This window comes from Pseudomonas sp. KT_2_4, from assembly GCF_041410225.1.
GTDB classification, from domain to species: domain Bacteria; phylum Pseudomonadota; class Gammaproteobacteria; order Pseudomonadales; family Pseudomonadaceae; genus Aquipseudomonas; species Aquipseudomonas paracarnis.
Genome location: NZ_CP166962.1, coordinates 2,683,195 through 2,703,846 on the forward strand (window position 1 = coordinate 2,683,195; position 20,652 = coordinate 2,703,846).

A 20,652-nucleotide genomic window follows, 5' to 3' on the forward strand; every position below is an offset into this window, starting at 1 on the left:
AGCGTCCCAAGAGGCGTTCCCACGCAGAGCGTGGGAACAATCTCAGAGCCTCAGACAAACTGAAAGCTATCGGCATCCAGATTCGCCGGGAATCGTGTACGGTAAGCCGCCAGCTCCGTCGCATCCAGGATCACCTGGAACACCCCATCCGCCTCCCCTGCACTCAGCAAAGTCTCACCCTGGAAATCCAACACCTGGCTATCGCCGGTGTAGGCAAACCCCTTGCCGTCGGTGCCCACCCGGTTCACCGCCGCCACGTAACACAGGTTCTCAATGGCCCGTGCCGGCAACAGCCGATTCCAATGCTGACGCCGAGCGCCCGGCCAGTTGGCGGTGTACAGCAGCAGGTCCGTATCCTGGGCGTCGCGGCTCCACACCGGGAAGCGCAGGTCATAACAGATCAGCGGGCGAATGCGCCAACCCTTCAGCTCGAACTGCACCTGGCGTTCACCTGGGGTGTAATGGTCATGTTCACCGGCCATGCGGAACAGGTGGCGCTTGTCGTAATGCAAGACCTCACCATCCGGCCGCGCCCACAGCAGACGGTTGCGGTGGCTGCCATCGGCGGCCTGGATGATCACGCTGCCGGTAATCACGGCCTGATACTTTGCCGCCTGGGCCTGGAGCCAATGATGGGTGGGGCCGCTTTCCGGCTCGGCGAGGGCTTCTGATTCCATGGAAAAACCGGTGGTGAACATCTCTGGCAACACAATCAAGTCGGCGCCTTTGGCCTGCTCCAGCAGCAACTCGAAGTGTTCGAAGTTGGCTTGGCGGTCATGCCAGGCCAGGCTCGTCTGCACCAGGGCAATGTTCAGATTGGGCAGTGCACTCAGATCGCGCATAGTTTTTCCGCCGCTTGTCGCAACGTCTCCTCGCGTTTGGCAAAGCACAGGCGCACCAGGCGCTGGCCTTGGGGTGGGTGCTGGTAGAACACCGAAACCGGAATGGTCGCCACGCCATGTTCGCGGGTCATCCACAGGGACATGGCGACGTCATCCAGGTCTGGGCGAATCTGCGAGTAATCCACCAGTTGGAAGTAAGTGCCGGTCACCCGGGTAAAGCTCAAGCGCGATGGCGCCAGCAGGTCGCAGAACAGGTCACGTTTGGCCTGGTAAAAAGCCGGCAGTTCGTCGACATGCTCCGGATGTTCGGCCATGAAGTCTGCCAAAGCGTACTGCAAAGGGGTCACGCCGCAAAAGTTGACATATTGATGCACCTTGCGCAGTTCAGCTGTCAGGGCCGGCGGTGCGACCACGTAACCGGTTTTCCAGCCGGTCACGTGATAGGTCTTGCCGAAGGAGCTGACCACAAAGGCGCGCTGATACAGTTCCTGATGGGCCAATATGCTGACGTGGGGCACACCGTCGAATACCAGGTGTTCGTAGACCTCATCGCTGACCAGATAAATATCACGGTCGCGGATCAGTTCGGCCAACTGGTCCAGCTCGGCGCGGCTGATCAGCGCGCCGGTGGGGTTATGTGGCGAGTTGATGATGATCATGCGCGTGCGCGGTGAGAGCGCGGCCTTGATCTTGTCAAAGTCGAGGGCGAAGCCTTGCAGGCTCAATTGCACATGCACGCAGCGACCACCGGCCAGCTCGACCGACGGCTCGTAGCTGTCGTAGCTGGGGTCGAACACGATGACTTCATCGCCGTTGCGGATGACCGCCTGGATCGCGCAAAAGATCGCCTCGGTGGCGCCTGGGGTGATGGTCACTTCGCTGTCGACATCCACTGTGACGCCATAACTGCGGGCGATCTTGGCCGCCACTTGCTGACGCAACACGGGCAGGCCGGTCATCGGTGCGTATTGGTTATGGCCGAGGGCGATATGCTTGCCCACGGCATCGAGTAAACCTTGCGGGCCATTGAAATCGGGGAAGCCCTGGGACAGGTTGAGCGCGCCGGTTTCAGCGGCGAGTTGCGACATGGTGGTGAAAATGGTCGTGCCGACATTCGGCAGCTTGCTGGTGATCATCGGAAGCCCCTGCAGGTGAGCCACAAGTTTTAAGCTGCCCACTGCATCGGGTCAAGGCACAAACGGTCGCGCATAAAAAAGGGCTCCAAAGGAGCCCTCTCTTGCAGCGTGTCGCTTACAACGCAAAGCTGCCGTTATTTCTTGTCACGGCGCTTCTTGTCGGCTTTCTTGTGGTGAGTCATCAAACGACGCTTCTTGTTCACCTGACGGTCGGTCAGTGTGTTCTTGTTGCCTTCGTATGGGTTCTCTCCACCCTTGAACTCGATACGGATCGGCGTACCGACCAGTTTCAAGACACGGCGGTAGGTGTTTTCCAGGTAACGCACGTAGGACTTGGGCACCTTCTCGATCTGGTTACCGTGGATCACGATAATCGGCGGGTTGGCACCACCCAAGTGGGCGTAACGCAGTTTGATCCGGCGGTTGTTGACCATCGGCGGCGCGTGCTCGCCCACCGCGTCTTCCAGGATCTGGGTCAGGCGGTTGGTCGGCCAGCGGGTAACCGCGGACTTGAACGAGTTCTGTACGGACGCGTAGAGGTTGCCCACGCCGGTGCCGTGCAGTGCCGAGATAAAGTGGATATCGGCGAACTCGACGAAGAACAACCGACGCTGCAGCTCGATTTTGACGAAATCGCGCTCGCTCGGCGTCATGCCGTCCCACTTGTTGATCGCGATCACAAGGGCGCGACCGGCTTCCAGGGCAAAGCCCAGCAAGTTGAGGTCGTGGTCCACCACGCCTTCGCGGGCGTCCATTACGAAGATCACCACGTTGGCGTCTTTGATCGCTTGCAGGGTTTTGACCACGGAGAACTTTTCAACTTCTTCGTGGATCTTGCCGCGCTTGCGCACACCGGCGGTGTCGATCAGCGTGTACTTCTCGTCGTTACGCTCAAACGGGATGTAAATACTGTCGCGCGTGGTGCCGGGTTGGTCATAGACGATAACGCGGTCTTCACCGAGCATACGGTTGACCAGGGTCGACTTGCCGACGTTCGGGCGGCCGATGATAGCGATCTTGATACCGTCTTTTTCGCTCGGGCCAGGAATGCGCTTGGCTTCCTCACCTTCAGCGACGATCTCTTCCTCGCCCTCTTCTTCCTCGACGTCATCCTTGGGGAAGTCGCGCAGGGCGATTTCCAGCATCTGGGTGATGCCGCGACCGTGGGCACCGGCGACCGGGATCGCATCGCCCAGGCCCATCGGGCTGAATTCGGCACGGGCTGCCTCAGGATCGATGTTGTCGATCTTGTTGGCGACCAGATAGGAGCGCTTGTTGCGCTTGCGCAGGTGCTCGCCAATCATCTGGTCGGCAGCGGTATAGCCCGCGCGGGCGTCCACCAGGAACAACACGACATCGGCTTCTTCAATGGCCAGCAGTGACTGCTCGGCCATTTTTTCGTCCATGCCATGCTCGTCACCGGAGATACCACCGGTGTCGACAATAATGTAGGAGCGCCCTTGCCACTTTGCCTCACCGTATTGGCGATCACGGGTCAGACCGGACAAGTCGCCGACAATGGCGTCGCGAGTCCTGGTCAGGCGGTTGAACAGGGTGGACTTGCCGACGTTAGGTCGGCCCACCAGGGCGATTACGGGAACCATGCGGCTCTCCACTTCGTTATTTCAGAAAATACAAAAGCCGCTGCAGGGCAGCGGCTGGTGCTCGGGGCAGCATCGTCAGATGCCGCATGCCCCGCCGAAGCAGGGCCGCCTGGGGGTTACCCCAAGCATAGTCAAACCTTTACTTGATGGTCAGGGCTTCCAGCTTGCCGCCGTTGCCATACACATAAAGCATGTTACCCACCACCAGCGGACGCGCACGCAGGCCGTCGCTGTCGATACGCTGGCGACCGACAAAACGACCGTCCACCTGGCTCAGCAGGTGCAGGTAGCCTTCGAAGTCACCCACCGCGACGTAGCTGGAAAAGACTTCCGGTGCCGACAATTGACGGCGAGCCAGGGAGTCATTGCTCCACAGTGCAGTGGTGGAACGCTCATCCACACTTTCAACGGTGCCGGATGCAAGGCTCACATAGACGCTGCCAAACCCTTGGGCGACACCCGCATAGCTGGAAGCATCACGCTGCCAGTTGATGCGACCGCTTTGCAGGTCCAACGCGGCAACACGACCCTGGTAGGTGGCGACGTAGAGGGTTTCACCCGACAGCAGCAAGCCGCCGTCGATGTCGACCACGCGATCCAGTTCGGAACGACCTTGCGGGATGGCCACACGGGTTTCCCAGGCCGGCACGCCGTTCTGGGTATTCAGGGCAACCACTTTACCGGTCGACAGGCCAGCAACGGCCAGGTTGTTGGTCACAATCGGACCACTGGTACCGCGCAGGGTCAACACCGCTGGGGTGCTGTCGTACAACCAGCGTTGGTCGCCGGTGGAGGCATCCAGGCCGATCACGCGGTCATCCTGGGTTTGCACCACGACGATATCGCCGTTGGTCGCCGGTGCCGAGAGCACTTCACTGGTCACGCGAGCGCGCCATTTCTCTTCACCGGTGCTGGAGTCCAGCGCGACCACGTCACCCTTGAGGGTACCGATCAGCACCATGCCGTAGCCGACGCCCACACCGCCGGAAACCGGCAGTTCGAGGTCTTTCTTCCACTTGACGTCGCCGCTCATGCGATCCATGGCAACCACGACACCAGTGGAATCAGTAGCCACGATGTTGTCGCCGTCAATCGCCGGCTGCAACAGGTTGTAGAGGTCGCCCTGCCCATCACCAATGGATTGGCTCCATTGTTTTTGCAGGACCACTTCTTCCTTGAAGCTGGTCAGCTCGGCAGGAGGCAGTTCTTTTTTGCTGTTGCTGCTGCAACCCGCGGCCAAAACGGCCAGAGCCAGCAATGCTGCATGTTTCCAACGGATCACGTCACGCATCCCCTTTGGCCAAGTCGTCGAGCTTGATTTGTAAGCCACCGACCGCCGCTTCATCAGACAGCGCCGCCTTGGCTTTTTGGTACGCAGCATGGGCTTCGTCGGTACGACCCAATTGGACCAACAGGTCGCCCTTGAGCTCTTCGCGAGTGGCCACGAATGCCTTGTCAGCATCGCCGTCGAGCAGTTTGAGTGCTTCGTCAGCCTTGTTCTGTGCCGCCAATACCTGTGCCAGGCGCTGACGTGCGATTTCACCCAGGGTCGGGTTGGTCGGCTTGTCGGCAATGGCCTTCAGCTCGGTGACGGCGTCATCCAGCTTGCCGGTATCGACCGCGACTTTCGCGACGAACAGGCTGCCGTACTGGGCGTAGGTGCTACCGCCGAATTCGTTCTTCAGCTTGCCGGCCAGATCCGCCACCTGCGCAGGGTCAGGCTTGCCGTCCGGGGTCAGGGTAGTTTCCAGCAGTTGCTGATAAACGATCGAGGCACCTTGGGACTGGTTGGCCTGATACTTGGTCCAGGCTTGCCAGCCGAACACCACCACTAGCGCCAGCAGGCCGCCTGTGACCAGGGGCTTGCCGTTACGCTGCCACCAGTCCTTGAACTCGGCCAGTTGCTCATCATCAGTACTCGACACCCCAATACTCCTTAATCGCTAAATTCGGCTGTTCGACAGCTTCAACCCTGCACGATGCAGGTGGCCAAGTGCGCAGCGAGCGCATCAAAGGCAATGTTCTGTTGTTCACCCTGGCCACGCAGGGGTTTGAAACCTATCACTTGCTGGGCCAGCTCGTCATCGCCGAGGATCAGTGCGTAAAGCGCACCGCTCTTGTCGGCCTTCTTGAACTGGCTCTTGAAGCTACCAGCGCCGGCATTGATCTGCAGGCGCAGGTTGGGCAGTTGGTCACGTACTTTTTCGCTCAAAGCCAGGGCCGCCAGTTCGGCAGCCTCGCCGAAAGCGCACAGGTACACGTCCACCTGACGGGAAATCTCTTCCGGAACCTGCTCCAAGGTTTCCAGCAGCAGGATCAGCCGCTCGATGCCCATGGCAAAGCCTACGCCGGGGGTCGGCTTGCCGCCCATTTGCTCGACCAGGCCGTCGTAGCGACCACCGGCACACACGGTGCCCTGGGCGCCGAGCTTGTCGGTGACCCACTCGAACACGGTCTTGCTGTAGTAGTCGAGGCCACGCACCAGCTTGGGGTTGATCACGTAGGGAATACCGGCTGCATCCAGACGAGCCTTGAGGCCCTCGAAATGCACGCGGGACTCGTCGTCCAGGTAATCAGCCATTTTCGGCGCATCGACCAGCACGGCCTGGGTGTCGGCGTTCTTGGTATCCAGCACGCGCAACGGGTTGGTCTTCAGACGGCGTTGGCTGTCTTCGTCCAGCTTGTCCAGGTGGGCCGACAGATATTCGACCAGGGCTTCGCGATAGCGACCCCGGGACTCGCTGGTGCCCAGGCTGTTGAGTTCAAGCTTGACCGCATCGCGGATGCCCAGTTGGCCCCATAGGCGCCAGGTCAGCACGATCAGCTCGGCGTCGATGTCCGGGCCGTCCAGGTTGAAAACTTCGCAACCGATCTGGTGGAACTGGCGGTAACGGCCTTTCTGCGGGCGCTCGTGGCGGAACATCGGGCCGATGTACCAGAGCTTCTGGGTCTGGCCACCACCGGTGATGCCATGTTCCAGTACGGCACGCACGCACGCGGCCGTGCCTTCCGGACGCAGGGTCAGGGAGTCGCCGTTGCGGTCTTCGAAGGTGTACATCTCTTTTTCGACGATGTCGGTCACTTCACCGATGGAGCGTTTGAACAGCTCGGTGAACTCGACGATCGGCATACGGATCTGCTTGTAACCGTAGTTATCCAGCAGGCGCGCGACAGTGCTCTCGAAGTAGCGCCACAGTGGCGTCTGCTCCGGCAGGATGTCGTTCATGCCACGAATGGCTTGCAGAGACTTGCTCACATCAGATCCTTAAATTCGTTCAATCAGCCGCGAGCGATCAGCGCTGCGTCAGCGGCGACCTTCTCGGCCGCTTTCTCGCGGATCAGCTTTTCCAGCTCGTCCACCAGATTGTCATTCGTTAGCTTCTGCGACGGCTTGCCGTCGATGTAAATCAGGTTTGGTGTACCACCGGTCAGGCCCACATGAGCCTCTTTGGCCTCGCCCGGCCCATTGACCACACAACCAATCACTGCGACATCCAGCGGCACCAGCAGGTCTTCGAGGCGCAACTCCAGGTCGTTCATGGTTTTCACCACGTCGAAGTTCTGCCGCGAGCAGCTCGGGCAGGCAATGAAGTTGATACCACGGGAACGCAAACGCAGGGATTTTAGAATGTCGTAACCGACCTTCACTTCCTCAACGGGGTCTGCCGCCAGGGAGATGCGGATAGTATCGCCAATCCCTTCGGCGAGCAGCATACCGAGACCCACCGCAGATTTCACTGTGCCTGAGCGCAAACCGCCAGCTTCGGTGATACCCAAGTGCAGCGGCTGCACGATTTCCTTGGCCAGCAGGCGATAGGCTTCTACCGCCATAAACACGTCGGAAGCTTTTACGCTGACCTTGAAGTCCTGGAAATTCAGACGTTCAAGGTGTTCAACGTGGCGCAGGGCCGACTCGACCAGCGCTGCCGGAGTGGGCTCGCCGTATTTCTTTTGCAGGTCTTTTTCCAGGGAGCCGGCGTTGACGCCGATGCGGATCGGAATACCGCGATCACGGGCAGCGTCCACCACAGCACGCACGCGGTCTTCACGCCCGATGTTGCCGGGGTTGATACGCAGACAGTCCACACCCAGTTCGGCCACGCGCAACGCGATCTTGTAGTCGAAGTGAATGTCGGCAACCAGCGGTACCTTGACCAACTGCTTGATACGACCAAAGGCCTCGGCTGCGTCCATGTCTGGTACGGAAACTCGCACGATGTCCACACCGGCCGCTTCCAGACGGTTGATCTGGGCCACGGTGGCCGCTACATCGTTGGTGTCGCTGTTGGTCATGCTCTGCACTGCGATAGGGGCATCGCCACCCACCGGCACCGAGCCGACCCATATCTTGCGAGATACGCGACGTTTGATTGGAGATTCGCCGTGCATGACTATTGTCCCAACTTGAGGCGAGCGGTCTCGCCACTGGTGAACGGCGCCACGTCTACAGGCTGGCCGTTGTAGGCCACTTGCGCGCCACGGGCGAAGCCCAGACGCAGCGTCAAAGGAGGCTTGCCGCCCTGGTCAAGCGTATCGCCCTTACGCTTCAAACCGCTGAACAGCACTTTGCCGTTGCCATCGGTAACTTGCGTCCAGCAGTCAGCGATGAAGGTAATTTGTACGCGCCCGTCACCGGCGATCAACGCCGGAGTGGTGGGAGGCGACATCGCCGGCGCTGCGGGTGCGGCTGGCGCAGGGGTCGCAGGTGCAGGAGCCGCCGGAGCCTGTGCCACGGGTGCTGCGGGAGCGGTCGGAACAGCCGGAGCCGGTACCGCAGCAGGGTCCACGCCAGCATCTGGCGTGGGCTGTTCGGCAGTGGCCGGCGCTTGCGGCGCGGCTTGCCCTTCTACCACGGCCTGGTCTTCCGGCTCGTCCAGCGGATGAATCTGGGTGGTGCCATCGGCGCTTTCGACTTCGACGTGCTCCATGGCGTTGCTGGTCAGGTCTTTGCTGCGCAGGGAGGCTTGGTCTTGCCACCAGACGAAACCGCCGCCGACCACGGCAACCAGCAACAACAGGCTGACAATCCGCAAAATCGTGTGGGAAACCCGCGTTGGCTCTTCGATGCGCCCAAGGCCATGGACATTACTGCCCTGTGCATCGGTACCGGTGAACTGGTCGAATTCCTGCACCAGTACGGCCTGGTCGATACCCAACAATTTGGCGTAGGCGCGGATATAGCCGCGGGCAAAGGTATGCCCAGGCAGCTTATCGAACGCGCCGGCTTCCAGGTTGGCCAGGGAGGTGCTGGTCAAATTGAGCTTGAGGGCCACTTCCGCCAGCGACCAACCATTGCTTTCGCGGGCCTGGCGCAAGGTTTCGCCTGGGTTGACGCGATTAGCTGCTACATCTTCCGGGTGCGCGGCTTTCATCATTGCTCCGACAGGTATTGCTGATATTCCGGCGTACCGGGATAGAGTCGTTCGAGTTGCTGGCCAAAACGTGCGGCCGTGTCGTGTTCTTCATGAACCGTCGCCAGGCGCACACCGAGCAATAGACTACGTGCATTTTGCCCGCTGAGCAGGCTAAAACGCTCGTAATAGTCACGTGCTGGCACATAATGCCTGTCTTCGTAAGACAACTCAGCCATTTCGAGCAATGCCCGTGGCTGGCGACTGTTCAGGTGCAGGGCTTTTTCCAACTGCTGGCGGGCGCTGTCGCGCTGGCCGAGGCGCATCGAGGTCACACCAAGGTTCTCGAACACCCGCGAACGCTGCGGGTAGAGAGTATCGGTGGCGGCTTGCTGGAAATAACGTGACGCCAGGTCATACCGTTTCTGCTCGAACAGGAAACTGCCGTAGTTATTCAGCAGCCGCGGATCGGCAGGGCGGGAGGCCAGGGCCTTGTGAAAATAGCGGTCGGCCAGCTCGGGCTCGGCCTGAGCCTGAAACACCAGGGCCAGCGCGGCATTGGCATCGGCATCATCAGCGTCCAGCTCAAGGGCCTTTTTCAACGGCACCTTGGCCTGCTCGCTCATGCCTTGGCGCAGGTACCCCAAACCCAGTTGCACATAGGCAACCCGCGCCTCATCACGGCCTTTATCAGTGCGCAACGGGCTGTCATGGCCCGATGAAACGCAACCGGCCACGAGGCCGGTAAACAGTAAAAGCAGCGCAAGGCGCAAGGGCATAGAGATCCTCTCAGATTCGATTCACAGCGATTTGCGGCAAATCTTCAGCGGCGTTAAGTTCGCGCACGGCGATATAACGTTCACTGCGGCGGGTGCGGTCCATCACCTGCCCTACCAATTGGCCACAGGCGGCATCGATGTCTTCACCACGAGTGGTTCGCACAGTGACGTTATAGCCGGCCTGGTGCAGTTGATCCTGGAAACGACGGATGGCGTTGTTGCTCGGCCGCTCGTAACCAGAATGAGGAAACGGGTTGAACGGGATCAAGTTGATCTTGCACGGGGTGTCCTTGAGCAATTCGATCATCTCGACCGCGTGCTCCAGCTTGTCGTTGACGTCCTTGAGCATGGTGTACTCAATGGTCAGCACACGCTTCTCACCCAGGGTCGCCATATAACGCTGGCACGATTCGAGCAGCATCTTAAGCGGATACTTCTTGTTGATCGGCACCAATTGGTTACGCAATGCGTCATTAGGTGCGTGCAGCGACAACGCGAGGGAGACGTCGATGTGCTTGGCCAGCTCATCGATCATCGGTACCACGCCGGAGGTCGACAGGGTCACGCGGCGCTTGGAGATGCCGTAGCCCAGGTCGTCCATCATCAAATGCATGGCCGCAATCACGTTGTCGAAATTCAGCAGCGGCTCACCCATGCCCATCATCACCACGTTGGTGATGGCACGGTCGACGGTCGCCGGGACGCTGCCAAAGGATTTGTTGGCAATCCACACTTGGCCGATGACTTCGGCGGCGGTGAGGTTGCTATTGAAGCCTTGCTTGCCGGTGGAGCAGAAACTGCAGTCCAGGGCACAGCCTGCCTGGGACGAAACGCACAAAGTGCCGCGCTTGCCCTGGGGAATGTACACGGTCTCGACACAGCTACCGGACGCCACGCGCACCACCCATTTACGGGTACCGTCGCTGGAAATGTCCTCGCTGACCACTTCGGGACCACGCACCTCGGCAATGGCCTTGAGCTTGTCGCGCAGGGCCTTGCTGACGTTCGTCATGGCGTCGAAATCGTCGACGCCAAAGTGGTGAATCCACTTCATTACCTGACCGGCACGGAAACGCTTCTCCCCGATTGAGTCGAAGAATTTCTCCATTTCCGGCTGAGTCAGACCCAGCAGGTTGGTTTTAACAGTCGATGTAGTCATGGATTCACCCTCACTCTTTAAGCCGATGCTTAGCGAGCGGTTACTTCAGTAGCAGCGAAAAAGTACGAGATTTCGCGAGCAGCGGCAGCTTCGGAGTCCGAGCCGTGTACAGCGTTGGCGTCGATGGACTCAGCGAAGTCAGCACGGATGGTGCCGGCAGCTGCTTCTTTAGGGTTGGTAGCGCCCATCAGCTCACGGTTCAGAGCGATAGCGTTTTCGCCTTCCAGAACCTGAACAACAACAGGACCGGAGATCATGAAGGCAACCAGGTCGCCGAAGAAGCCACGAGCGCTGTGCTCAGCGTAGAAGCCTTCAGCTTCAGCCTTGGACAGTTGCTTGAGTTTCGAAGCTACAACCTTCAGGCCGGCTTTTTCGAAACGAGTGGTGATCTCGCCGATGACGTTTTTTGCAACAGCGTCAGGCTTGATGATGGAGAAAGTACGTTGAACAGCCATGGTGTAACTCCAGAAACGGTAATTTACGAAAAATTAAACCCGCGAATTATACGCGGGTTATCGGGTATTGCCTAACTGCGTAAAAAGGCGGCTCAGTCTGCTTCTTCGATCCACAGGCCTTGAATCGCCTCAAGGACCTTTTCGCCACCCCGGTCAGGGATGTCGTCAAAATCCGGCAGTGCCATTACGAGGTCGCGCAGCTTGACGAAGTTCACGGTAAGAGGATTGACCTCAGGATGAGCTTGCGCAAGTTGTATAGCGATTTCTTGTACATCAACCCATTTCAGGCTCATGACATTTCCTTGAATCAATGCGGCGCTTCGGCTGCATGGTTGAGCGAATATTTCGGGATTTCGACGGTGAGGTCTTCAGTCCCCACTTTCGCCTGACAACTCAGGCGCGACGTCGGCTCCAGGCCCCACGCCCGATCAAGATAGTCTTCTTCCAGGTCGTCAGCCTCATTGAGGCTGTCGAAACCTTTACGAATGATGCAGTGACACGTGGTGCAGGCATTCACGCCGCCACAAGCACTTTCGATCTCGATGTGGTTGTCATGGGCGACGTCAAGCAGGGACTTGCCGGTCTCAGCCTCCACGACCATGCCGTCAGGGCAATGTTCGGCGTGCGGTAGAAAAGTGACCTGCGGCATCAGTTATTCCTCAATTTCATTCAGGTTGCGGCCCGCCAGCGCGGCTTTAACCGTCTGATCCATACGGCGGGCAGCAAAGGCATCAGTGACTTGCGACAGGCGCTTGGTCTGTTGCTCGATGGCGTAACCATCGTTGCCTTTCATCAGTTCGGCCAGTTCCTGCATTTGCAGGTCAATGACCATGCGCTCTTCGGCATCCAGCAAGCGCTCGCCGTCGGCTTCAAGGGCGCCCTGCACCGCTTCGAGCAGGCGCTGGGCATCCACTTGTTGCTCGCGCAATACGCGGGCGACCTTGTCGTCACCGGCATACTGGAATGAATCCTTGAGCATCTTGGCGATTTCGCCATCGGTGAGGCCGTAGGACGGCTTGACCTGGATGCTGGCTTCAACGCCAGACGCCAGTTCGCGCGCAGCGACACTGAGCAGGCCATCGGCATCGACCTGGAAGGTCACGCGAATTTTCGCCGCGCCCGCGACCATCGCCGGAATGCCACGCAATTCAAAGCGCGCCAGGGAACGGCAGTCGCTGATCAGCTCGCGCTCACCTTGCAGCACATGAATCATCATGGCTGTCTGACCGTCTTTGTAGGTGGTGAAGTCCTGGGCGCGCGCGACGGGGATGGTGGTGTTACGCGGAATCACCTTCTCCATCAGGCCGCCCATGGTTTCCAGGCCTAGCGACAGCGGAATCACGTCGAGCAACAGCAATTCGCCGCCATCACGCTTGTTACCAGCCAGGGTATCGGCCTGGATGGCAGCGCCGATGGCGACGACTTGATCCGGGTCGATTTCGGTCAGTGGTTGGCGCCCAAAGGCTTCGGCTACCGCTTCACGCACGCGCGGAACGCGGGTGGAACCGCCCACCATGACCACTGCGCCAACGTCCTCCAACTCGATACCGGAATCACGCACAGCACGACGGCAGGCCTTGAGGCTGCGGGCGACCATCGGCTCGATCAGCGCATCAAAGGCTTCGCGAGTCAGTGGGGCCGACCAATTACCGTAGCAAACGTCAACAGAAGCAGCGTCAGTCAGCGCCTCTTTGGCCGCGCAGGCAGTTTGCAGCAGGTTGCGCTGCGCGCCTGGGTCCAGATCAGCCGACAAGCCGGCACTGCTGATGATCCAGCCAGCAATGGCGTGATCAAAATCATCGCCACCCAGGGCGCTGTCGCCGCCGGTCGCGAGCACTTCGAACACACCGCCGGTCAGGCGCAGGATCGAAATATCGAAGGTACCGCCGCCCAGGTCATAAATAGCGACCAGGCCTTCAGCGTGCTGATCGAGGCCGTAGGCCACAGCTGCCGCAGTCGGCTCGTTGAGCAAGCGCAGCACGTTCAGGCCGGCAAGTTTCGCCGCGTCCTTGGTGGCTTGACGCTGGGCGTCATCGAAATACGCCGGAACGGTGATAACCGCCCCTACCAGCTCACCACCCAAGGTATTTTCCGCACGCTGGCGCAGCACCTTGAGAATATCGGCCGACACTTCGACCGGGCTCTTGGGCCCCTGGACGGTGTCGATGAACGGCATATGGGACTCGCCGCCGACAAAGCGGTACGGCAGTTGGTCACCCAATTGCTTGACGTCGGACAACCCACGACCCATCAAGCGCTTGACCGACAACACCGTGTTCAAGGGGTCTGCGGACGCGGCGAGCTTGGCCGACTCGCCCACTTCAGTGCGATCTGCGTGATAACGCACAGCGGACGGCAGGATCACCTGCCCATCGGCGTCAGGCAGTGGCTCGGACAGGCCGCTGCGCAAGGCAGCAACCAGGGAATTGGTGGTGCCCAGGTCAATCCCGACCGCCAGGCGACGCTGGTGCGGTTGAGGGCTTTGGCCGGGTTCGGCGATTTGCAGTAGAGCCATGGTAATCAGGTCTTATCTGTCTATCAGGCGTGCATCACGGGCAGCACTGGGTTAATCGTCGAGGCGCTCTTCTAGCTGGCGCACTTCGTAGGTGAGCTTGTCGAGAAACTGCATGCGCCGCATCAGGCGCTCGGCCTGTTCGCGTTGCGCCGCATCATCCCAACAGGCTGCGAAGCTTTCGTTGAGCTCATCCTGGGCGGTTTTCAGACGACGCTTGAAGACCGCGACACCCGCCACATCGGCTTCGTCCTGCAGTTCTTCGAGTTCTTCACGCCATTGCATCTGCTGCATCAGGAAGTCCGGATCATGCACGGTGACCTCCATCGGCAACTCACCTCCCTTCATCGCCAGCAAATAGCGCGCGCGTTTGGGGGGGCTTTTGAGCGTCTGATAGGCTTCGTTGAGGCTGGCCGATTGCTCAAGGGCCAAGCGCTGCTCACGCTCGGAAGCGTCAGCGAAGCGGTCCGGATGCACCCCACGCGCCAATTCACGGTAGCGCGTGGCGAGCTGCTCAAGGTCCAGCCGAAAGCTCGGCTGCAGCTCGAATAAAGCGAAATGACAAGGAGTACCCACGAGTAGCCTCAGATGTTGAAGCTTTCGCCGCAGCCACATTCACCGCGCACGTTAGGGTTGTTGAACTTGAAACCTTCGTTCAACCCTTCCTTGACGAAATCGAGTTCGGTGCCGTCCAGGTAGGTCAGGCTCTTGGGGTCGATGATCACTTTCTCGCCGTGACTTTCGAACACTTGATCCTCTTCAACCACCTCGTCGACAAACTCCAGCACGTAGGCAAGGCCGGAACAGCCCGTGGTGCGTACACCCAGACGAATCCCCTCACCTTTACCGCGCCCATTCAGGGAGCGGCGAATGTGCTGCGCAGCCGCTTCTGTCATGCTGATAGCCATCGTTGACTCCTTACTCGTCGCCAAATGCTTAGATCAAGCCTTTCTTCTGCTTGTAGTCGCGAACAGCTGCCTTGATGGCATCTTCAGCGAGTACGGAGCAGTGGATTTTCACTGGCGGCAACGCCAGTTCTTCGGCCAGCTGGGTGTTGCTGATGGTGACAGCCTCATCCAGGGTCTTGCCTTTCATCCATTCGGTCGCCAGGGAGCTGGAGGCGATGGCCGAACCGCAGCCGTAAGTCTTGAATTTGGCGTCTTCGATAACACCAGCATCATTGACCTTGATCTGCAGGCGCATTACATCGCCGCACGCCGGGGCGCCGACCATGCCGGTGCCGACATCTGGATCTTCCGCGTTCATCTTGCCGACGTTGCGCGGGTTTTCGTAGTGGTCGATGACCTTTTCGCTGTAAGCCATGGTACTGAATCCTCACTCATCAGGGCCGCTCTGGAACCCTGTAGAAACGCCTGCGTTTTCCGCCACGTTCCTACAGAGCTTGGGTGGCGGCTTCTATAGTTAGTGTGCCGCCCACTCGATCTTGGAAATATCGACACCGTCTTTGTACATGTCCCACAGTGGCGACAGAACGCGCAGCTTGTTGACGGCTTCGCAGACCTTCTGCGCGGCGTAGTCGACTTGCTCTTCGGTGGTGAAGCGGCCGAACGTAAAGCGGATCGAGCTGTGGGCCAGTTCGTCGTTGCGGCCCAGGGCGCGCAGTACGTACGAAGGCTCAAGGGACGCCGAGGTGCAGGCCGAACCGGACGATACCGCCAGGTCCTTGAGCGCCATGATCAGCGACTCGCCTTCGACGTAGTTGAAGCTCAAATTCAGGTTGTGCGGTACACGAGCGGTCATGCTGCCGTTGATGTACAGCTCTTCAAGGTTTTCGACCTGCTTGTAGAAGCGATCGCTCAGGGCCTTGATGCGCACGTTTTCGGCAGCCATGTCTTCCTTGGCCACACGGAAAGCTTCGCCCATGCCGACGATCTGGTGGGTCGCCAGGGTGCCCGAACGCATGCCGCGCTCGTGACCGCCGCCATGCATGGTGGCCTCGATACGTACGCGCGGCTTGCGGCTTACGTAGAGAGCACCGATGCCTTTAGGGCCGTAAGTCTTGTGGGCCGAGAACGACATCAGGTCGACTTTCAGCTTGGACAGGTCGATATCGACCTTGCCAGTGGACTGAGCAGCGTCGACGTGGAGCAACACGCCCTTGGAGCGAGTCAGCTCGCCGATGGCGGCGATGTCGTTGATAGTGCCGATTTCGTTGTTCACGTGGATCACCGAAACCAGGATGGTGTCTTCACGCATCGCGGCTTCGATCATGGCCGGGGTGACGATACCGTCGGTGGTTGGCTCAAGGTAGGTAACCTCGAAACCTTCACGCTCCAGTTGGCGCATGGTGTCCAGGACAGCCTTGTGCTCAATCTTGGTGGTGATCAGGTGCTTGCCTTTGGTCGCGTAGAAATGCGCCGCGCCCTTGATAGCCAGGTTGTCGGACTCGGTGGCACCAGAGGTCCAGACGATTTCGCGCGGGTCGGCATTGACCAGGTCAGCGACTTGGCGACGAGCGTTCTCGACCGCTTCCTCGGCTTTCCAGCCGAATACGTGGGAACGGGAGGCCGGGTTGCCGAAGTTTCCGTCGACCAGCAGGCATTCGCTCATTTTTTGCGCGACACGCGGATCAACCGGGGTGGTCGCTGAGTAATCAAGGTAAATCGGCAATTTCATGGACTTTCTCCTAAATCAGGCTGGCTGGCGTGCCGTTAGCTCTTCGGCTGTCACTCGACGGCGGACGCTTCAATCTTGTCCAGACGCGGCGCCTTGGTGTTGCAACGGCGCTGGTCCTGACGCTGGGCTACTTCTTGCACCTCACGGCGAGTCACAAGATCAGCCAAGCTGATACCACTCAAAAACTCATGGATCTGCAGGCTCAAGTCACACCACAAGTGGTGCGTCAGGCAGGTGTCACCGGCATGGCAGTCACCCAAACCCTGGCATTTGGTGGCATCGACGGATTCGTTGACCGCGTCGATCACCTGGGCCACCTGAATGCCCTGCATGTCGCGGGACAACTGATAGCCACCACCCGGACCGCGAACGCTGGAAACCAGATTGCTACGGCGCAATTTGGCGAACAACTGCTCGAGATAGGACAGGGAAATGCCTTGGCGCTCGGAGATATCGGCCAGGGACACCGGCCCAGTTTGCGCGTGCAAGGCCAAGTCGAGCATGGCGGTCACCGCGTATCGGCCTTTTGTAGTCAGTCTCATGGACAAGTACCAAGGTGTTTCAGAATGGGAGCAAGTATGCGATTCCCGAGTATTTAAGTCAACTATAAGACCTAGTACTTTAGTCAGGAATACCCGTAAAAAGGGCGCGCGAATCATAGCAGGATGGGGTGGGATCGAACAGCGCAACCAGGCCTGTTGCAAGACCACCGAGCCAATGGAGATCAAATGTGGGAGCTGGCTTGCCTGCGATTGCGGTGGGCCAGCAACCTATAAGCAAGCTGATAGACAGCTATCGCAGGCAAGCCAGCTCCCACAAGAGACCGCATTCAGCCTGCCTTGGTGGTAGCGGCCTCGTCCTTGATTTCAGCAAAATCTTCTTCACGCAGTTCAGGCAGGTCTTTGGCGCAGTACGGGCTGCCCAGCTCCTTCAGCGCCCCGCACATGCCCTCCAGTTTGCCATCCACCGCCTGCAGATGATCAAGCAATTGACCAATAGCACGAGCCACTGGATCGGGCATGTCTTCACTAACGCCATAGGCATCGAAACCAATCTTTTCGGCCATCGCCTTGCGCTTGGCCTCTTGCCCATCACCGTCTTGCGGCTTGACGATGATGCGGCCTGGAATACCCACAACCGTGGCACCCGGCGGCACAGCCTTGGTCACTACCGCGTTGGAGCCAACCTTCGCGCCGGCACCCACGGTAAACGGCCCGAGCACCTTGGCGCCCGCCCCTACTACCACCCCATCGCCCAGCGTTGGGTGACGCTTACCCTTATTCCAGGTGGTGCCGCCCAGGGTCACGCCTTGATAGAGGGTGACGTCATCGCCGATCTCGGCTGTCTCGCCAATCACGATGCCCATGCCGTGATCGATAAAGAACCGACGGCCCACCTTGGCACCCGGGTGGATCTCGATACCGGTTAACCAGCGCCCGAAGTTCGATACCAGCCGCGCCAGCCATTTCCAGCCCATGCCCCACAGGGCGCCGGACAGGCGGTGGATCCAGATCGCGTGCATGCCCGGGTAGCAGGTCAGCACTTCAAAGGCATTGCGCGCCGCCGGGTCACGGTGGAAAACACTCTGGATATCTTCTCGCAAACGCTCGAACATTTTTAATCCTTCCGCTTAAGAAGCTCACCACGGGCCGCTTTCTGGGTTTCCGTGAGGATGCCACGCAATATGTTCATTTCAGCCCGGCTCACCGAGCTGCGGCCGTACAAGCGGCGCAGGCGCGCCATCAAGTGCCGTGGCTTTTCAGGGTCGAGGAATTCGATGGCGACCAGGGTTTGCTCCAGGTGCTCATAGAACCGTTCCAGCTCGTCCATGGTGGCCAACTCACCACTTTTGGTCGATGCAACCTCTTCCTTTTCCACCTTGCTCGGCTGGCCGGCAGCGGCCAGCCAGGCCATGCGCACTTCATAAGTCAGCACCTGCACCGCAGCCCCGAGGTTCAGCGAGCTGAACTCAGGGTCTGAGGGAATATGCACGTGGTAATGACATCGCTGCAGCTCTTCGTTGGTCAGGCCGGAGTCTTCACGGCCGAATACCAAGGCGATTTCAGCACCGCCAGCAGCCTCTTCCACCACTTTGGTGCCGCATTCACGCGGATCCAGCAGCGGCCAAGGGATACGCCGGTCACGGGCGCTGGTGCCGAGCACCAGATTGCAGCCGACCAAGGCATCCTCCAAGGTGGCGACGACTTGGGCATTTTCAAGCAAGTCATTGGCGCCGGACGCACGGGCATCCGCCTCGTGGTGCGGGAATACCCGCGGTTCGACCAGCACCAGGCGCGTCAGCCCCATGTTTTTCATGGCTCGCGCCACCCCGCCGATGTTGCCGGGATGACTGGTATTGACCAAGACGACACGAATGTTTTGCAGCAAGGGAGGCGCTCTCGGACACGGGAAAGGGGAGCAAATCTTACAGAACCGCCTAAGGTTATGCCATGAAAGCGAACGTCGTCCTTCACCTGAGGAAAGTTTCTGCTAGAATGCTCGGCTTTCTTTAACAACCTTAGGTGACCTATCCATGCAGCCCATGCTGAATATCGCGCTGCGCGCCGCCCGCAGCGCCAGTGAATTGATCTTCCGCTCCATCGAGCGCCTGGATACCATCAAGGTCGACGAAAAAGACGCCAAGGATTATGTATCCGAGGTGGATCGCGCCGCCGAACAGAAAATCATCGACGCCCTGCGCAAGGCCTACCCTACCCACGGCATCCTCGGTGAAGAAACCGGCCTGCACAAAGGCAGTGGCGAAGGCGAAGACTACCTGTGGATCATCGACCCACTGGATGGCACCACCAACTTCCTGCGCGGCATCCCGCACTTTGCCGTGAGCATCGCCTGCAAATACCGTGGCCGCCTGGAACACGCCGTTGTGCTGGACCCGGTTCGCCAGGAAGAATTCACCGCCAGCCGTGGTCGTGGCGCCCAACTGAACGGTCGTCGCCTGCGTGTCAGCGGCCGCACTAGCCTGGAAGGCGCTCTGCTGGGTACCGGCTTCCCATTCCGTGACGACCAGATGGACAATCTGGAAAACTACCTGGGCATGTTCCGCGCCCTGGTTGGCCAGACCGCCGGCATCCGCCGCGCCGGTGCAGCCAGCCTGGACCTGGCGTATGTAGCCGCCGGTCGCTTTGATGCGTTCTGGGAGTCGGGCCTGTCCGAGTGGGACATGGCAGCAGGCGCCCTGCTGATTCAGGAAGCAGGCGGCCTGGTGAGCGACTTCACCGGTGGTCATGACTTCCTGGAGAAAGGCCACGTCGTGGCTGGCAACACCAAATGCTTCAAGGCAGTACTGACGGCGATCCAGCCGCACCTGCCGGCTTCGCTGAAGCGCTAAGCGAGCGAGCACAAAAAAAGCACCCCTCGGGGTGCTTTTTTTATGCCTGGGATTTAGCAAAAAACCAATTCCAACTGACTCAATACAAGCCAATGTGGGAGCTGGCTTGCCTGCGATAACAGCCTGCCAGCCAACTCACGGGTTACTGACCCACCGCCATCGCAGGCAAGCCAGCTCCCACACTTGAACCTTGCAAGGCTTGGGATTACTGCTGGTTCTGACCTAGGATCAAACGACCTTCCTTATCCACCGGAATCTGGCTGCCAGGGTCACGCTCCATACGCACGGTACCTTCCTTGCCATCCAGGTTGTAACGCACGTCATAACCGACCACCTTGTCGCTGATGTCGTTAACGGTGTTACAGCGAGTTTGTGTGGTGGTGTAGGTATCGCGGTTCTGCATGCCTTCCTGAACCTTGTTACCGGCATAACCGCCACCGACAGCACCGGCCACGGTGGCCAGCTTCTTACCGTTACCGCCACCAATCTGGTTGCCCAGCAGGCCACCCGCAAGGGCGCCCACCACGGTACCGGCGATTTGATGTTGGTCCTGCACCGGACGCTGTCGGGTCACGGTGACGTCCTTGCAGACCTCACGCGGGGTTTTGATCTGGGTTTTCACCGGCTGTACCGCCAGTACTTGCGCATACTCAGGGCCGCTTTTTACCAGGCTGTAGGTGGCAACAGCGCCTCCGGCAGTCACACCGACAGCACCCAATACCGCACCAACCAGCAACGACTTGTTCACATGAACCTCCTGACCATCACAAGCGGACCGAAAGATCCGCGCTATACCCAGCCTTGGAGCAAAAAAAAAGGCGCGAGTTC

The 20,652-nt window shown here is 59.4% G+C and carries 23 protein-coding genes; 1 reads left to right on the forward strand and 22 read right to left on the reverse strand.

Features of this window, described 5'->3' with window-relative positions; genetic code table 11:
- Positions 1–50: 50 nt before the first annotated feature.
- The 21 genes from AB9N64_RS12350 to trmJ form a co-directional block, all read right to left on the reverse strand.
- Positions 51–842, reverse strand: a complete 792-nt coding sequence (locus AB9N64_RS12350) for an amidohydrolase (protein ID WP_038451430.1) — start codon at positions 840–842, stop codon at positions 51–53.
- Positions 830–1,978 carry a pyridoxal phosphate-dependent aminotransferase gene (locus AB9N64_RS12355; protein ID WP_019817224.1) on the reverse strand — a complete coding sequence of 383 codons (1,149 nt, stop codon included), beginning with the start codon at positions 1,976–1,978 and terminating at the stop codon, positions 830–832. The genes AB9N64_RS12350 and AB9N64_RS12355 overlap by 13 nt, the downstream gene beginning before the upstream one ends.
- A gap of 134 nt (positions 1,979–2,112) precedes the next feature.
- The gene (der, locus tag AB9N64_RS12360) at positions 2,113–3,582 is read right to left on the reverse strand and encodes a ribosome biogenesis GTPase Der (protein WP_005791167.1); all 1,470 of its coding nucleotides are present in this window, start codon (positions 3,580–3,582) and stop codon (positions 2,113–2,115) included.
- 139 nt (positions 3,583–3,721) lie between these two features.
- Positions 3,722–4,873: an outer membrane protein assembly factor BamB gene (bamB, locus tag AB9N64_RS12365; RefSeq protein ID WP_014719815.1), complete on the reverse strand. Its 1,152-nt coding sequence runs from the start codon at positions 4,871–4,873 to the stop codon at positions 3,722–3,724.
- Positions 4,866–5,507 carry a YfgM family protein gene (locus AB9N64_RS12370; protein ID WP_014719816.1) on the reverse strand — a complete coding sequence of 214 codons (642 nt, stop codon included), beginning with the start codon at positions 5,505–5,507 and terminating at the stop codon, positions 4,866–4,868. Before AB9N64_RS12370 ends, bamB begins: the two co-directional genes overlap by 8 nt.
- 41 nt (positions 5,508–5,548) lie before the next feature.
- Complete coding sequence (gene hisS, locus AB9N64_RS12375; protein WP_019817223.1) at positions 5,549–6,838, reverse strand: histidine--tRNA ligase; 1,290 nt, start codon at positions 6,836–6,838, stop codon at positions 5,549–5,551.
- A 23-nt stretch (positions 6,839–6,861) separates the two neighbouring features.
- Positions 6,862–7,971 carry a flavodoxin-dependent (E)-4-hydroxy-3-methylbut-2-enyl-diphosphate synthase gene (gene ispG / locus AB9N64_RS12380; RefSeq protein WP_003175952.1) on the reverse strand — a complete coding sequence of 370 codons (1,110 nt, stop codon included), beginning with the start codon at positions 7,969–7,971 and terminating at the stop codon, positions 6,862–6,864.
- Between the two features lie 2 nt (positions 7,972–7,973).
- The gene (locus tag AB9N64_RS12385) at positions 7,974–8,954 is read right to left on the reverse strand and encodes a RodZ domain-containing protein (protein ID WP_339231661.1); all 981 of its coding nucleotides are present in this window, start codon (positions 8,952–8,954) and stop codon (positions 7,974–7,976) included.
- On the reverse strand, positions 8,954–9,712 hold the full coding sequence (gene pilW / locus AB9N64_RS12390) for a type IV pilus biogenesis/stability protein PilW (protein ID WP_014719819.1): 759 nt from the start codon (positions 9,710–9,712) through the stop codon (positions 8,954–8,956). The genes AB9N64_RS12385 and pilW overlap by 1 nt, the downstream gene beginning before the upstream one ends.
- A 10-nt stretch (positions 9,713–9,722) precedes the next feature.
- Positions 9,723–10,871, reverse strand: coding sequence for a 23S rRNA (adenine(2503)-C(2))-methyltransferase RlmN (rlmN, locus tag AB9N64_RS12395; protein ID WP_003194014.1), 1,149 nt, complete (start codon positions 10,869–10,871; stop codon positions 9,723–9,725).
- A 29-nt stretch (positions 10,872–10,900) separates the two neighbouring features.
- Positions 10,901–11,326 carry a nucleoside-diphosphate kinase gene (gene ndk / locus AB9N64_RS12400; protein ID WP_003175956.1) on the reverse strand — a complete coding sequence of 142 codons (426 nt, stop codon included), beginning with the start codon at positions 11,324–11,326 and terminating at the stop codon, positions 10,901–10,903.
- 92 nt (positions 11,327–11,418) lie between these two features.
- Positions 11,419–11,619 carry a Fe-S cluster assembly protein IscX gene (iscX, locus tag AB9N64_RS12405; protein ID WP_014719820.1) on the reverse strand — a complete coding sequence of 67 codons (201 nt, stop codon included), beginning with the start codon at positions 11,617–11,619 and terminating at the stop codon, positions 11,419–11,421.
- 14 nt (positions 11,620–11,633) lie between these two features.
- Positions 11,634–11,975, reverse strand: a complete 342-nt coding sequence (gene fdx / locus AB9N64_RS12410; RefSeq protein ID WP_005791182.1) for an ISC system 2Fe-2S type ferredoxin — start codon at positions 11,973–11,975, stop codon at positions 11,634–11,636.
- 3 nt (positions 11,976–11,978) lie between these two features.
- Positions 11,979–13,841 (reverse strand): Fe-S protein assembly chaperone HscA, encoded by a 1,863-nt coding sequence (gene hscA / locus AB9N64_RS12415; RefSeq protein WP_014719821.1) that lies wholly within the window; start codon positions 13,839–13,841, stop codon positions 11,979–11,981.
- Positions 13,842–13,892: 51 nt separating this feature from the next.
- On the reverse strand, positions 13,893–14,414 hold the full coding sequence (gene hscB / locus AB9N64_RS12420; protein WP_014719822.1) for a co-chaperone HscB: 522 nt from the start codon (positions 14,412–14,414) through the stop codon (positions 13,893–13,895).
- A gap of 8 nt (positions 14,415–14,422) precedes the next feature.
- Complete coding sequence (gene iscA / locus AB9N64_RS12425; RefSeq protein WP_003209680.1) at positions 14,423–14,746, reverse strand: iron-sulfur cluster assembly protein IscA; 324 nt, start codon at positions 14,744–14,746, stop codon at positions 14,423–14,425.
- A gap of 28 nt (positions 14,747–14,774) precedes the next feature.
- On the reverse strand, positions 14,775–15,161 hold the full coding sequence (gene iscU / locus AB9N64_RS12430; protein WP_003175965.1) for a Fe-S cluster assembly scaffold IscU: 387 nt from the start codon (positions 15,159–15,161) through the stop codon (positions 14,775–14,777).
- A gap of 99 nt (positions 15,162–15,260) precedes the next feature.
- Positions 15,261–16,475 (reverse strand): IscS subfamily cysteine desulfurase, encoded by a 1,215-nt coding sequence (locus tag AB9N64_RS12435; RefSeq protein ID WP_003194019.1) that lies wholly within the window; start codon positions 16,473–16,475, stop codon positions 15,261–15,263.
- Between the two features lie 50 nt (positions 16,476–16,525).
- Complete coding sequence (iscR, locus tag AB9N64_RS12440) at positions 16,526–17,017, reverse strand: Fe-S cluster assembly transcriptional regulator IscR (RefSeq protein WP_003194020.1); 492 nt, start codon at positions 17,015–17,017, stop codon at positions 16,526–16,528.
- Between the two features lie 287 nt (positions 17,018–17,304).
- Positions 17,305–18,090, reverse strand: coding sequence for a serine O-acetyltransferase (cysE, locus tag AB9N64_RS12445; RefSeq protein WP_371360325.1), 786 nt, complete (start codon positions 18,088–18,090; stop codon positions 17,305–17,307).
- Between the two features lie 2 nt (positions 18,091–18,092).
- Positions 18,093–18,863, reverse strand: a complete 771-nt coding sequence (trmJ, locus tag AB9N64_RS12450; RefSeq protein ID WP_014719824.1) for a tRNA (cytosine(32)/uridine(32)-2'-O)-methyltransferase TrmJ — start codon at positions 18,861–18,863, stop codon at positions 18,093–18,095.
- A 145-nt stretch (positions 18,864–19,008) separates the two neighbouring features.
- On the opposite strand from trmJ, the gene suhB reads away from it, so the two are divergent.
- Positions 19,009–19,824, forward strand: coding sequence for an inositol-phosphate phosphatase (suhB, locus tag AB9N64_RS12455; RefSeq protein ID WP_005791195.1), 816 nt, complete (start codon positions 19,009–19,011; stop codon positions 19,822–19,824).
- A gap of 205 nt (positions 19,825–20,029) precedes the next feature.
- Here suhB and AB9N64_RS12460 read toward each other — a convergent pair whose 3' ends face one another.
- Positions 20,030–20,572: a glycine zipper 2TM domain-containing protein gene (locus AB9N64_RS12460; RefSeq protein WP_003194023.1), complete on the reverse strand. Its 543-nt coding sequence runs from the start codon at positions 20,570–20,572 to the stop codon at positions 20,030–20,032.
- Positions 20,573–20,652: the final 80 nt, after the last annotated feature.

Excerpts from the sequence above, each read along its gene's own strand:
- AB9N64_RS12350 (WP_038451430.1), bottom strand. The coding sequence starts at position 842 with ATGCGCGATCTGAGTGCACTGCCCAATCTGAACATTGCCCTGGTGCAG.
- AB9N64_RS12355 (WP_019817224.1), bottom strand. The coding sequence starts at position 1,978 with ATGATCACCAGCAAGCTGCCGAATGTCGGCACGACCATTTTCACCACC.
- der (WP_005791167.1), bottom strand. The coding sequence starts at position 3,582 with ATGGTTCCCGTAATCGCCCTGGTGGGCCGACCTAACGTCGGCAAGTCC.
- bamB (WP_014719815.1), bottom strand. The coding sequence starts at position 4,873 with ATGCGTGACGTGATCCGTTGGAAACATGCAGCATTGCTGGCTCTGGCC.
- ispG (WP_003175952.1), bottom strand. The coding sequence starts at position 7,971 with ATGCACGGCGAATCTCCAATCAAACGTCGCGTATCTCGCAAGATATGG.
- AB9N64_RS12385 (WP_339231661.1), bottom strand. The coding sequence starts at position 8,954 with ATGAAAGCCGCGCACCCGGAAGATGTAGCAGCTAATCGCGTCAACCCA.
- pilW (WP_014719819.1), bottom strand. The coding sequence starts at position 9,712 with ATGCCCTTGCGCCTTGCGCTGCTTTTACTGTTTACCGGCCTCGTGGCC.
- rlmN (WP_003194014.1), bottom strand. The coding sequence starts at position 10,871 with ATGACTACATCGACTGTTAAAACCAACCTGCTGGGTCTGACTCAGCCG.
- ndk (WP_003175956.1), bottom strand. The coding sequence starts at position 11,326 with ATGGCTGTTCAACGTACTTTCTCCATCATCAAGCCTGACGCTGTTGCA.
- iscX (WP_014719820.1), bottom strand. The coding sequence starts at position 11,619 with ATGAGCCTGAAATGGGTTGATGTACAAGAAATCGCTATACAACTTGCG.
- fdx (WP_005791182.1), bottom strand. The coding sequence starts at position 11,975 with ATGCCGCAGGTCACTTTTCTACCGCACGCCGAACATTGCCCTGACGGC.
- hscA (WP_014719821.1), bottom strand. The coding sequence starts at position 13,841 with ATGGCTCTACTGCAAATCGCCGAACCCGGCCAAAGCCCTCAACCGCAC.
- iscA (WP_003209680.1), bottom strand. The coding sequence starts at position 14,746 with ATGGCTATCAGCATGACAGAAGCGGCTGCGCAGCACATTCGCCGCTCC.
- iscU (WP_003175965.1), bottom strand. The coding sequence starts at position 15,161 with ATGGCTTACAGCGAAAAGGTCATCGACCACTACGAAAACCCGCGCAAC.
- AB9N64_RS12435 (WP_003194019.1), bottom strand. The coding sequence starts at position 16,475 with ATGAAATTGCCGATTTACCTTGATTACTCAGCGACCACCCCGGTTGAT.
- iscR (WP_003194020.1), bottom strand. The coding sequence starts at position 17,017 with ATGAGACTGACTACAAAAGGCCGATACGCGGTGACCGCCATGCTCGAC.
- cysE (WP_371360325.1), bottom strand. The coding sequence starts at position 18,090 with ATGTTCGAGCGTTTGCGAGAAGATATCCAGAGTGTTTTCCACCGTGAC.
- suhB (WP_005791195.1), top strand. The coding sequence starts at position 19,009 with ATGCAGCCCATGCTGAATATCGCGCTGCGCGCCGCCCGCAGCGCCAGT.